General features: G+C 73.5%; 9 protein-coding genes, 1 tRNA gene and 1 pseudogene. 7 read left to right on the plus strand and 4 right to left on the minus strand.

The features are described from left to right. Nucleotides 1–1044, minus strand: a 1044-nt coding sequence (locus AB0K09_RS21430; protein WP_366066981.1) for a Gfo/Idh/MocA family oxidoreductase, incomplete at its 3' end; no start/stop codon positions are given. 56 nt (nt 1045–1100) lie between these two features. Between AB0K09_RS21430 and AB0K09_RS21435 the strand changes: the two genes are divergently transcribed. The 6 genes from AB0K09_RS21435 (at nt 1101) to AB0K09_RS21460 (ending at nt 7224) form a co-directional block, all read left to right on the plus strand. Next, the gene (locus tag AB0K09_RS21435) at nt 1101–2234 is read left to right on the plus strand and encodes an ROK family transcriptional regulator (RefSeq protein WP_366066982.1); all 1134 of its coding nucleotides are present in this window, start codon (nt 1101–1103) and stop codon (nt 2232–2234) included. Between the two features lie 88 nt (nt 2235–2322). Next, a complete protein-coding gene (locus tag AB0K09_RS21440) occupies nt 2323–3102 on the plus strand; it encodes a hypothetical protein (protein WP_366066983.1) in 780 nt (259 codons plus the stop codon). A 617-nt stretch (nt 3103–3719) separates the two neighbouring features. Beyond that, nucleotides 3720–4499, plus strand: a complete 780-nt coding sequence (locus AB0K09_RS21445; RefSeq protein WP_366066984.1) for an HAD-IIA family hydrolase — start codon at nt 3720–3722, stop codon at nt 4497–4499. Nucleotides 4500–4612: 113 nt separating this feature from the next. After that, entirely contained in the window at nt 4613–5275 is a 663-nt protein-coding gene (locus tag AB0K09_RS21450) for a hypothetical protein (protein ID WP_366066985.1), read from the plus strand. Nucleotides 5276–5294: 19 nt separating this feature from the next. After that, complete coding sequence (locus tag AB0K09_RS21455; RefSeq protein ID WP_366066986.1) at nt 5295–5993, plus strand: class F sortase; 699 nt, start codon at nt 5295–5297, stop codon at nt 5991–5993. Nucleotides 5994–6156: 163 nt separating this feature from the next. After that, nucleotides 6157–7224, plus strand: a complete 1068-nt coding sequence (locus tag AB0K09_RS21460) for a glycoside hydrolase family 6 protein (protein ID WP_366066987.1) — start codon at nt 6157–6159, stop codon at nt 7222–7224. Between the two features lie 54 nt (nt 7225–7278). On the opposite strand, the gene AB0K09_RS21465 is transcribed toward AB0K09_RS21460, so the two are convergent. The 3 genes from AB0K09_RS21465 to AB0K09_RS21475 all read right to left on the minus strand — a co-directional run bounded on the left by AB0K09_RS21465 (nt 7279) and on the right by AB0K09_RS21475 (nt 11466). Continuing rightward, nucleotides 7279–9216: a kelch motif-containing protein gene (locus AB0K09_RS21465; protein ID WP_366066988.1), complete on the minus strand. Its 1938-nt coding sequence runs from the start codon at nt 9214–9216 to the stop codon at nt 7279–7281. After that, nucleotides 9213–11048, minus strand: coding sequence for a cellulose synthase catalytic subunit (locus AB0K09_RS21470; protein WP_366066989.1), 1836 nt, complete (start codon nt 11046–11048; stop codon nt 9213–9215). The genes AB0K09_RS21465 and AB0K09_RS21470 overlap by 4 nt, the downstream gene beginning before the upstream one ends. A 344-nt stretch (nt 11049–11392) precedes the next feature. Beyond that, nucleotides 11393–11466 (minus strand) — tRNA-Lys (locus AB0K09_RS21475). Between the two features lie 150 nt (nt 11467–11616). Here AB0K09_RS21475 and AB0K09_RS21480 point away from each other — a divergent pair. Beyond that, nucleotides 11617–12101: pseudogene (locus AB0K09_RS21480) on the plus strand (hypothetical protein); the annotation flags it as partial.

The following is a 12101-nucleotide window of genomic DNA, read 5'->3' on the forward strand; positions in this document are numbered from 1 at the left end:
CAGGACGCGCAGGGCCGCCGCGGCCTCCGTCGCCGTGACCGGCGGGGTGGCGCCCGTGCGGAGGGACTCCGCGATCGCCGCGTAGTACGCAGGGTAGTCGCCCGGAAGCGTGGGGACCGGTTCGCCGCCGCCGGTCAGGGGGGACTCGCCGGCGCCGAGGCGGCCCCAGGAGGTGCGGGGTTCGACGCCCCACTCCGTGCCGGTGGTGCCGGGGCGGCGGCCCTCGCGGAGGGCGGCCTCCTGGGGGTCGAGGCCGTACTTCACATAGCCGGCCTCGCTGCCGAGGACCCGGAAGCGGGGGCCGAGCTGGGCGGCCGTCGCGCTCATCCAGAGGTGGGAGCGGACGCCGTTCGCGTGGGCGAGGGCGATGAACGTGTCGTCGTCGGCCTCCGCGCCCCGGCGCCGCACGTCCGACTCGGCGTAGACGGTGGTGACGGGGCCGAAGAGGGCCAGGGCCTGGTCGACGAGGTGGCTGCCCAGGTCGTAGAGGATGCCGCCGATGTCGGCGGGGTCGCCGGACTCGCGCCAGCCGCCCTTGGGGTTCGGGCGCCAGCGCTCGAAGCGGGACTCGAAGCGCTGGACGTCGCCCAGCGCGCCGTCGGCGACCAGCTTGGCGACGGTGCGGAAGTCGTTGTCCCAGCGGCGGTTCTGGAACGCGCTGAGCAGCAGGTTCCGGCGCCCGGCGAGGGCGGCCAGCTCCTCGGCCTCGGCGGCGGTGGCCGCGAGCGGCTTGTCGACGACGACCGCGAGCCCGGCCTCCAGGGCGGCGCGGGCCAGCGGCACATGGGTCCGGTTGGGGGAGGCGATCACGACGAGGTCCAGTTCGCCGGCGCGGGCGAACAGCTCGTCCGTCTCCTCGACCGTACGGACCCCGGGGTGCTCGGCGGCGGCCTGCTCCCGGCGCCCGGGGTTGGACGTGACGACCGTGTCGAGGACGAGGCCGTCGGTCGCGGCGACGAGCGGGGCGTGGAAGACGGAGCCCGCGAGGCCGTAGCCGATGAGGCCGACACGGAACGGGGCGTGGGGGGCGTCGGTGGCGTCCATGCCCGCCACTTTGGCAACAGTGTTGCGAAAGCGCAAACGGAGCGGAGAATGGGCCCGTGGAGACGAAGAACCCCGGAGCGAACCTCGCCGCCCTGCGTGATCACAACGCGGCCGTCGTCCTCGGCCTGCTCAGGGACGCGGGCGAGCACGGTCTCAGCCGTGCCGAGCTGGCGGCGGGGACGGGGCTGACCCCGCAGGCCGTCAGCAAGATCGCCGCACGGCTGCGGGACGCGGGGTTCGCGGCGGAGGCGGGGCGCCGGGCGTCCACGGGTGGCAAGCCGGCGGTGGCGCTGCGGCTCGTGCGGGACGCCGCACACGCCGTGGGGGTGGCGCTCGACCGGGACGCGATGACGGTCACCGTCGTGGACCTGGCCGGGACCGCCGTCGCGACCCGGACGGCACCGCTGGACCTGGGGGCGGGCGCGGAGGCGGTGCTCTCCGCCGTCACGGCCGAGGTCCGGGCGCTTCCGTCGGCCGGGGGCCGGGTGCTCGGCGTGGGCGTCACGGCGCCCGGGCCGCTCGACCACGCCCGGGGCGTGCTCGGCCGGGTCACCGGGTTCCCGGAGTGGGAGGGGTTCCCGCTGCGGGACGCGCTCGCGGCGCGACTGCGGGCCGCCGGCGGGGAACCGGGGCTCGTCGTCCTCGACAAGGACACCAACGCCGCCGCCCTCCGGCTCGCCGCGCCCGCGCCCCGCACGGGCGGCTCCTTCGCCTACCTCCACCTGGGCAGCGGCCTCGGCGCCGGGCTCGTCCTCGACGGGGCCGTGCACCGGGGCGCCCGTACGAACGCGGGCGAGTTCGGGCACCAGGTGGTGCAGCTGGACGGGCCGCCGTGCGCCTGTGGCAACCGGGGGTGCGTCGAGGTGCTGTGCCTGCGGGCGGTCGCCGAAGGCGACACCGCGCGCGCCGCGCGGCTGCTCGGGGTGGCCGCCGGGAATCTCGTACGGCTGCTGGACGTCGACCACCTCGTGCTCGGCGGGCGCACGGTGCTGGCCGACCCCGAGGCGTACGCGGCCGGGGTGCGGGAGGGCACCGGGGCGGCCGTACCGGTCGAGGTCACGCCCGCCGGGGAGCGGACGGTCGTCGAGGGGGCGGCCGAGCTCGTCCTGGCCCGGCTCTTCCGGCGGCCGGGGGCCGGCCTCGCCACCCGTGCGGATGATCGGACGATCCCCATATCGAGCGGGAACTGACGGCCGGTCGGCCGCATACCGCGAGGCGGTCGGTGCGGACGAGGAAAGTTCCCCGACGTCCCCCGGTCCCCACCGCGAAGGTGCCGCGATGCCTCTGTCCCGTACCGCACGACGGACCCTCACCGTCGGCGCCGCCCTGCTCGCGATCGCGGCGACGGCGGCCGGCGCGGCCCCGGCGCGCGCCGATGCCGCGCCCCAGCCGCAGTGCGGTGAGCCCGCCGGGCGCGACTTCCCGATCACCTCGCGGCTGACCGGCGGGCCCGAGGCGTACGAGCGCGGGGGTGCCCCGCGGGACTGGCGGCTGGAGCTGCGGAACGACACCGGGGCCGCGTGCCGGGCCATCCACCCAGTCGCGGTGCTCGCCGACCGGGCGCGCGCGCTCCAGCCCGCGCATGTGCATGTGGACTTCTACGACCCCGACGCGGGCCGCTGGCGGCCGGTGTCCCTGGAACGGACGGACGAGGCCGAGAACGTCGGCGTGCTCGACGGTCGTGCGCCCGGCTTCGCGGGCTTCACCGTGCCCGCGCACGGCACGGTCACCGTGCGGATGCGGGTCGGCTTCGCCCGGAACGCGCCGGAAGGGCCGGTCACGGCCAACGTCACCGCCGTGCAGCGGCGGGGGCGCGACGGTGCGTGGGTGGGGGAGTCCGAGGACTACCACTTCGACGTCGGCGGGGGCGCGGCCCCCGCTCCCGCGCCGGTCCGCAGCGCGGAGCACCCGCGCCGGATGGCGCCGGTCGGCGCCCCGGCGCTCGCCGACACGGGCGCCTTGCCGGCGGTCGTGGCGGTCTCGGGAGCCCTGCTGGCGGCCGGCACGGCCCTGCTCCTCGGGGCATGGCGGCTACGGCGCGCCTACCGCGGCGGCTAGTGCTCCGTCCGCCGCGACGGTGGCGAGCATGGTGCGGTCTCGTTCATGCCGCCGGACTCTCGCCGCGGTGGCCGGCCGCCGTCGCGGCGGACATTTCCGCTCCCGCCGTCGTGGCGGGGCAGCCATGGTGTGCCGGACGGGCGGTGTTCGTGCCGGGCCGCGGCGCCGGCGAGGATCGGTCGGCGGTCCCGGCCGGGGGTGTGGCTGGCGTGGCGGCGGGCGGTTTTTTCTTCCGCCGCGACGGCGGGTGGCCACGACGCGCCGGATCGGCGGTGTTCGTGCCGGGCCGCGGATCTGGCGCCGGTCCGCCGGGCGGTCCCGGCCGGGGTGTGGCTTGTAGGCGGGGCGGCGGGCGGTTTTTCTTCCGCCGCGACGGTGGTCGGCCACGACGCGCCGGATCGGCGGTGTTCGTGCCGGGCCGCGGCCCGGTGGAGACCGCCGGACAGGATCCGGCCACCGCACGTGGCCCCGTCACCGGCCGGCGAGCGCCGAACCGCACCAGCGTGGATCCGCCGAACGCGCCGTAGGCTGAACACGTCGGGGCGGCGCACGAGTGGTGCCGTCCCGGCGTTACACCCGAGCCCGTTTCGTGGGCGCGTCCGGCAGGGAGTCCCGTAGTGGCAGAGCGCAAGCCGATCGAGTCCTGGCTCACCGACATGGACGGTGTGCTGATGCACGAGGGGATCCCCGTCCCCGGCGCCGACACCTTCATCAAGCGGCTGCGCGACTCGGGCAAGCCCTTCCTCGTCCTCACCAACAACTCGATCTACACGGCCCGTGACCTGCACGCCCGTCTCCGCCGCATCGGGCTCGACGTGCCGGTCGGCAACATCTGGACGTCCGCCCTGGCCACCGCCCAGTTCCTGGACGACCAGCGGCCCGGCGGCACCGCCTATGTCATAGGCGAGGCCGGGCTGACCACCGCGCTGCACGACATCGGGTACGTCCTGACCGACGCCGAGCCCGACTACGTGGTGCTCGGCGAGACCCGTACGTACAGCTTCGAGGCGCTCACCAAGGCGATCCGGCTGATCAACGCCGGGGCCCGGTTCATCGCGACCAACCCCGACGAGGTCGGCCCGTCCGCCGAGGGCGCCCTGCCCGCCACCGGGTCCGTGGCGGCGCTGATCACCAAGGCGACCGGGCGCGAGCCGTACTTCGTGGGCAAGCCCAACCCGCTGATGATGCGGGCCGGGCTCAACGCGATCGGCGCCCACTCCGAGACCAGCGCGATGATCGGCGACCGTATGGACACCGACGTGCTCGCCGGGCTGGAGGCGGGGATGGAGACCTTCCTCGTGCTGACGGGGCTGACCCGGCCCGAGGAGATCGACCGTTTTCCCTTCCGGCCGTCCCGGGTCGTCGACTCGATCGCGGATCTCGTCGACCTCGTCTGAGCCGCCGGCCGCGCCCGATCGGGGGCGGCTGTCACCTGATGGAGCAATCCGCGCACGGAGCGGATGCGGAGCCCCGGCCCTCCGGGTGAGCCTTCCGGTAAGGGAGGTTCACCATGGATTCAGCGCGCATCGCTCTCCGCGGCGCCGCGGCGGCGGTACTCGTCGCCTGCGCGGCCGTGCCCGCGTACGCCGAGCAAGGTCCTGCCCCGAGAACGCCGGTGGGGCTCAGCCCCGTCACCGCCCGGCCCGGCGCCGAGGTGCGACTGCGCGTCTCCGGCTGCCCCGGCGAGCGGGCCACGGCCGCCTCCGAGGCGTTCGTGACCGACGCCAGACTCGCCCGGGGCGCCGGCGGCCACCTGGCCGAGGCGACCGTCCGGGAGAACATCCCCGCGGGCACCTACCCGGTGCGGATCGCCTGCGACGGATACCGCACCGGGACGCGGGGCCGCCTCACCGTCGTGGACGACGCCGGCGGGCCCGCCGACCGCGCCGACCCCGGCGGCCCCGGACGCCCCGGCGAACCCGGCCGCCCCGGCGAACCCGGCGACCCTGCCGCCTCCGGCCTCCCCGGCGGTGACGAGCAGGACGACGCCTCGCCGTACGCCCCCGTCCCCGCCGGAGGCGGCGGCTCGGCCGAGCACGTGGCCACCGCCGAGGGCCCCGGCACGCCCGGCCTCGTCCTCGGCGGCACCGCGGTCGCCATCGCCACCGGGCTGATCTGGTACCGCCGCCGCACCAACGCCGCGCAGCGCGAGCGCCAGACCCGGCAGTGGTGAGGGAGGGCCGCCCGCCGTCATGGCCGTCACGGACGAACCCCGCACCACCGGCGTCGGCCGCCTCCTGACGGGGGTGGCCTGGGCCGTGCTGCTGGTGGCCCTGTGGCTGTGGGGGCGCGAGGCCACCGAGGTGCCCCTCGCGGTCACGCCCGCCACCGGCGACGTCGCGGCTGCCGGGCGCCCGCCCGTGCACGCCCTGCCGCCGGCGCGCGAGCCGCTCGCGCCCGCGCGCCCGCGCAGCCTGGCCATCGGCTCGCTGGGCGTCAGCGCCCCGGTCGAGGAGCGCGGGCTGAATCCGGAGGGCGCCGTGGACCCGCCCCCGTACGACCGGCCCGGCGCCGTGGGCTGGTACCGGGGCGGCCCGCCGCCCGGCAGCCGGGGAGCGGCCGTGCTGGTCGGGCACGTCGACACCCGGCGCGCCCCCGCCGTCTTCCACGGGCTGGGCACGATCCGGCGGGGTGAGAGCATCGCCGTCGGCCGGGCCGACGGCTCGACCGCCGAGTTCACCGTCGAGGACGTCACGGTCGTCCCCAAGGACCGCTTCGACGCCGCCCGGGTCTACGGCCCGCACGAGCGCGGCCGCGCCGAACTCCGCCTGATCACCTGCGGCGGCGACTACGACCGCGCCCGGCACGCCTACAGCGCGAACGTCGTCGTCTCCGCCTATCTGACGGGCGTACGGCCGGAGGCGCCGGAGCACACCGGCGTACGCGCCTGACGCCCCGTCCGCCCGCGCGCCCACGCCCGGCCGTCCACGGGGGTCGTCCAAGAGGGCGAAGGCCACCGTGTCGCGGCATGACGCCCCCCGGCCCTGGGCACGACTGTGCCAGCATGGGCAGGACCGGTCATATCTTCCAGGCAGTACGGCCGAGGGGGAGTGGATGTACGGCAGCAACTCCGGCCACACCCGCCGGGGCTCGGCTCCACCGGGCGGTCTCCTGGCCCGTGCCGGCGCGGCGGTGGGGGTGCTGCTCCTCCTCGCCGGCTGCTCGTCGGACGATGCGGGCGGGAAGGAATCGCCGAACACCCTCTCCGCCGCCGATCTGCCCAGCCAGCTCCCCAAGGCGCAATCGCCGTTCTGGGTGAACCCGGAGGGGACCGCGGCCAAGCAGATGGCGCGGCTGCGCCGGGACGGCGACACCCAGGGCGCCGACCTGCTCGCGAAGATCGCCGGCCGGCCGGTGGCCGAGTGGATCAGCGTGGACGATCCCGAGGGCCAGACGCGCGGTTTCACCGAGGCCGCCGCGAAGGCCGACCGGGACGCCCTGCTGGTGCTCTACAACATCCCGCACCGCGACTGCGGCCAGTACTCCCAGGGCGGCGCCGCCGACGGCGACGGCTACCGGGCGTGGCTGGACAAGGCGGTGCGCGGCATCGGCGACCGCAGCGCGACGGTGATCCTGGAGCCGGACGCGCTGCCGCACATGGAGGACGGCTGCACCCCGGCGCAGTTCCACGAGGAGCGCTACGCCCTGCTCAAGGAGGCCGTGGACAAGCTCAAGGCGCTGCCCAGGACGAAGGTGTACCTGGACGCGGGCAACCCCAGCTGGGTGATGCCCGCCGACCGGATGGCCGAGCCGCTGCGGCGGGCCGGCATCGACCGGGCCGACGGGTTCGCGCTCAACGTCTCCAACTTCCAGACCACGGAGGACAGCAAGGAGTACGGCCGCAGGCTGTCGGCGCTGGTGGGCGGCAAGCACTTCGTCATCGACACCAGCCGCAACGGCAACGGCCCGCTGTCCGACGGCGGGGACCACGAGAAGGCGTGGTGCAACCCCGCCGGCCGGGCCCTGGGCGAGCCGCCCACGACCCGGACCGGCGACGGGCTGGTCGACGCCTTCCTGTGGGTCAAGCGGCCGGGCGAATCGGACGGCTCCTGCAGGGGTGGCCCGGAGGCGGGCCAGTGGTGGCAGACGTACGCCCTGGAACTGGCCCGCAACGCCCACTGAAGCGCGCTGAGCCCGTTGACGCGCGCTGACGCCCGTTGACGCCCGGCCCGGGGGTTACTCCTTCACCGGCACCTTGACCCACACCGCCTCGGACGGCGTGCCCCGGTCGTCGACGACCTCCAGCATGTACCAGCCGGGCGGCACCAGCGACGGGTCGTCCGGCACGGTGACGGTCGTGCGGTCGCCGTCCCGGGCGAGGTCCAGTGCGATGGAGCGCTGCTCGATGTTGGTGACGTGGGTGAAGGAACCCGGCCGGATCAGCCGGGCCTTGGTGACGGGCCGGGGCCCGGTGACGCGGTAGGCGGTCTTCCCGCCGAGCTCGACGGTCCTCGGCCCGCGGTCCCTGATCTCCGGGCGGCCCTCGTGGAAGAGGTAGGGCGGGGTGTAGAGGTCGATCTGCTGCTGGAAGGTGCCGGGCCGGGTGTTGTCCTTGTCGCCGAAGAGCGAGTCGGAGCCGAAGGTCATCACGCGCCCGTCGGGGAGCAGCAGCGCGCCGGAGTGGTAGTTGCGGCCCACCAGCGGATCGGCCACGGAACGCCGCTTGTTGGTGCCCGGGTCGTAGATCTCGGCCCGCAGGACGTTGGAGGCGCCCCGGCCCCGGTAGTCGCCCGAGCCGTTGGTGGTGAGCACCGTGTCGTCCGGGAGGATGACGCTGCTGGGGTAGCGGACCTTGGAGTAGAGCTCGGGCCCGTCGTGGAAGGCCGGCTTGGGGTCGTGCAGGTCGACGATGCGCGTCTTCGCGGTGGACTTGCGGTCCTCGCCGACCCCGCCGCCGCCGAGCACCATGTACCGCTGCCGCTGGGCGGGGGGCAGCAGGACGGACATCGATGTCTCCAGGGTGTCCGGGTCGCTGATGCCGGGCACCTCGGTGAAGTCGTTGCTCTCCAGGTCCCACAGGCCCGGGGTGCGGCCCTGGTCGGCCGGTCCGTAGCCGGCGTTGGAGCCGGTGTAGAAGATCTTCCCCCCGTCGGTGAGGAAGAGGGACGGATAGGTCGGGAAGAAGCGCTGCCGGGGCAGGTAGGTCCACTTCTTGGTCTTCGGGTCGTAGACCTCGTTCTTGCCCGGGACGACCTGGCCGATCTCGTCGAGCCCGGAGACGGAGAGGACCTTGCCGTCCTGAAGGGTGGTCAGCGTCGGGTACCAGCGGGCCTCCTGCATCGGGTCGACCGGGATGTAGCGCTCGGCCACCGGGTCGAATTCGAAGGCGTCCTTGATGCCCTGGAAGTCCTTCTTGTCGAAGGACAGTTTGTTCGCGATGCCGTAGAAATTGTCGGCGTCGCTGCCGCTCAGACCCTCGATGCGGTAGTTGTCGGTGGTACCGGTCTCGTACTTCGGCCCCTTCTTCAGGGCCTCGACGTAGACGCGGGCGGTGCTGGCCGTGACCGTGACCCTGTCGTCCTTCGTCTCCTTCTTGGCGCGGGGAACGAGGACGGCGTCCTTGGACTCGAAGGTCTTGCCGTTGCCCCGGCCGGTGAAGCGGGTTCCGGCCGGGAAGGTCATCGGTTTGTCGGGATTCTCGTTGTGGACGACCATCAGCCCGCCGGCCTTGGTGACGTCACCGCCCAGCTTTTCGTAGCGCTGGGTCCCGCCTGCCACCAGCAGGCTGCCGTCGGGCAGCTGGGTGTGGCCGGCGCAGAACAGGTCCTTGGGCGTGGGGATGTTCTTGAAGGTGTTGTTCCGCGGATCCCACAGCACCGTGCGGAAGGACTTGGCCCGGAAGTTCGCGGCGTTGTTCCCCGAACCGGCCACCAGCAGCACCTTTCCGGTGTGCAACAGGGCGGCGTGGATCGTGTTGATCCGGTATTCCCGGGGGACGTCCACCACGTCCCAGTGGCCGTTCTTCTCCTTGTACTCCGGCTGGTTGATCTTGTAGTCGTGGTACTGGTCGGAGGCGTATCCCCAGATCGCCGGGCCGTTCATGCCGGCCAGCACGGTCACGGCCGCCGCGCCGAGGGCCATGCGGCGGGCGCGGCGGTTCGGGCGGAGTCTCATCGGGACGCCTCCTCCGGCTGCGCGACGTGGTAGGTGGTCCACCACCAGGCCGCGATCGGGGCGACCGTGATGACCAGGGCGAGCGCGGCCCAGGTGCGCATCGCCGCGTGCGTGTGGCCCCAGACGAACGAGGCCGCCAGGGATCCGCCGAAGACCAGGAGGAAGAAGAGGTGGATGCGGAAGGTGCCGAAGAGGGTGTCCGGGCTGGCGGAATCGCCCTTCGGGGTCACCACGAACCTGCTCCTGCGGCGCAGCACGGCGTCCGTGAACGAGCGGGCGTAGACGGGGGCGGAGAGCGCGGACATCACCATGCCGGCCAGCCCGCCGGAGCCCTCGGGCTCGTGCGGGGAGACGTTGTGCCGGCGGTTCCAGATGTACAGCCCGATCTGGAGGGCGGCCGCGTCGCTGTAGAGCATCATCCAGACCTCGGAGTCGATCTGGATGCCGGAGGCGCCGAGTCCGAGGAAGAGGGCACAACTGAGCGCGCCGAGCATCCAGTTCACCGCGGTCATCGGGTAATAGATGACCATCAGGGTGTAATTGAGGAAGGGCCCGGGCGGCAGTGAGAACGGCCCCTTCCAGTACTGCTTGATGATGGTCTCGTAAGTGCCCCGGGACCAGCGCAGCTGCTGGGTGAAGAAGTCCGTCCAGGAGCTCGGGCCCTCGCCGACGGCCAGGACGTCCGGGGTGTAGACCGAGCGCCATTTCCGGCCGGTCGCGGGATTGCGGTGCCGGTGCAGCTCGAAGCCGGTCGCCATGTCCTCGGTGATCGAGTCGTACAGCCCGCCGATGCCCTTCAGGGCGCTGATCCGCACCACGTTGTTGGTGCCGACGAACATGGGCGTGCCGTAACGGTTTCCCGCGCGCTGGATGAGGGCGTGGAAGAGGAACTGCTGGCTCTCCGCGGCCTTGGTGACCGCCGCGTCGTAGTTCCCGTACACCTGAGGTCCAACGACAAAAGCGATATCCGGGTCACGGAAGTAACCGAGCATTCGCTCCAGGAAGTTGGGGAGCGGAACGTGGTCGGTGTCGACGGAGGCGAAGTAGTCGTACTCGTCACCATGGGCGTCCAGCCAGGAGTTGTAATTCCCGTGCTTGGTTCTCGCCCGGAAGGGACCCTTCTCCTGGTTCCACTTCTCGACCCCCTTGCGGCTGAAGTGGCGCACCCCGAGCCGGGCGCAGACGGCCTTGATCCCGGGGTCGTCGCCCTCGTCCAGCAGCCATACGTGCACCGGGCCGCGGTGGCGCACCCGGACGGCCGCCGCCAGCGTGCGGGTGACCATGTCGACCGGCTCCTTGCCGGGCACGAACGAGGTGAGGAACGCGACGCGCGTACCGCTTTCGGGCACGACCGGAACGGGGTCGCGGGCCACGAGGGTGGCATGGGCGTTCGAGGCGACGTTCAGGGTGCGGAACAGTTCGATCAGGCCGATCGACACGAGCATCACGGCGTCCAGCACCCGCATCAGCGGTGTGGTGTGGTCCCGCTGGGTCCAGTGCGCAGGCTGCATCAGCCACAGCAGCAGTCCCAGCGACACGACGGGGGCCGCCCCGAGCAGCAGGGCGGCCTGGACGCGGTGGGACTCCTCGGCGAGGAGGCTTCTGTAGCGCACCCGGTACGGCGCGTTCGGACCGGGCTCGGTCAGCGGGCCGGCGAGCCTGCTGTAGTGCTCGTAGTCGTAGCGCGGCCGCGGCCGCCGGGCGCGGGGCCGGGGCGGCACCGCGGGCAGTCTCTCCCCGGAGCGGGCCGGCGCGGGCACGCGGATCCGGGTGGTCGTCGACGGTTCGTGCGCGCCGTGCTGCTGCCTGGCATCGGCAGGCGTGGACGTCATGGCTATCCCCCCGCACGCAAAGCTCACTGCGTGTGCGCAGTACGTGGGCCCGGGCCGACCCCCCTCGACCGGCGCGGGCGCGTGGGCACCGGCTCCCCCCGGCGCCACCCACGTCACCGGACCAGGCGGTGAGGTGGGCTTCCGCTGTGTGCGGATCAGGATCGCGGAACGCCCATCATGATCGCAAGGGTGAAACCAGGTGGTTACCGGGACAATGTTGCGGAAGTGGTCCGAGTCGGACGGAACGGCTGGAAGGCGTCCGAAGGGGACTGGAGGATTCCGGGAGGGGTCCGGGCAAATGACTCAGGGCCCCTCACCGATGGTGAGGAGCCCTGAGTCTCGCGTGCGCCGCCAGGGACTCGAACCCCGGACCCGCTGATTAAGAGTCAGCTGCTCTAACCAACTGAGCTAGCGGCGCCTGCTGACAGAGAAAACTCTACCTGACGTGCAGGGGTGCTTCTGACCACCGGGTGTCGCCTGTATGGCATAATGACCGGATAACGTGCGGAATGTCCGCTGCATTGAGAAGCTGTCGGGGCGGAAACGAGCGGGAAAGGGGGAGAGGGTGATGAGCGAGGACATACCCGGGGCGCTGGAGGCGCCAGAGGCGCTGGAGGCGCCAGAGGCCCAGGAGTCGATCGAGCCGCCGGAATCCTCCGACGGCGAGGCGTCCCGGCCCCGCCGGGCCGTGCGGGGTGCCCTGCTGGCGGCGGTCGGGGCCGCGGTGATCGTCGGCCCGGGCGCGGCCGTGGCGGCCGCCCGGCCGCACGACCCGCCGAGAACCGGTGCGGGCCGGGACCGCGCCCCGGTCAGCGCCCCCAGGACCCCGAACACCCAGGACACCCCCCGGCGCGGCTCCACCACCGCCCGCCCCAGACCGGCCGGCCGGAGCCGCCGGGAGACCGACGAGGACTCGGAAGGTACGCGCACCGCGAGCACGACCGGCGGCACCCGGGCACGCCGCCAGGCCCGGGCGACGGAGCCCCGCCGTGTTCCGGGGAACACCTCGGCCTCGCAGGGGCGCCGGAGGGCCGGTGTGCAGGTCGTCGTCGC

The organism is Streptomyces sp. NPDC049577 (assembly GCF_040675635.1).
Classification (GTDB): Bacteria; Actinomycetota; Actinomycetes; order Streptomycetales; family Streptomycetaceae; genus Streptomyces.

Bases quoted from the DNA above. Each gene is read 5' to 3' on its own strand.
- AB0K09_RS21440 (WP_366066983.1), top strand. From the start codon at position 2,323: ATGCCTCTGTCCCGTACCGCACGACGGACCCTCACCGTCGGCGCCGCC.
- AB0K09_RS21450 (WP_366066985.1), top strand. From the start codon at position 4,613: ATGGATTCAGCGCGCATCGCTCTCCGCGGCGCCGCGGCGGCGGTACTC.
- AB0K09_RS21455 (WP_366066986.1), top strand. From the start codon at position 5,295: ATGGCCGTCACGGACGAACCCCGCACCACCGGCGTCGGCCGCCTCCTG.
- AB0K09_RS21460 (WP_366066987.1), top strand. From the start codon at position 6,157: ATGTACGGCAGCAACTCCGGCCACACCCGCCGGGGCTCGGCTCCACCG.
- AB0K09_RS21465 (WP_366066988.1), bottom strand. From the start codon at position 9,216: ATGAGACTCCGCCCGAACCGCCGCGCCCGCCGCATGGCCCTCGGCGCG.
- AB0K09_RS21470 (WP_366066989.1), bottom strand. From the start codon at position 11,048: ATGACGTCCACGCCTGCCGATGCCAGGCAGCAGCACGGCGCGCACGAA.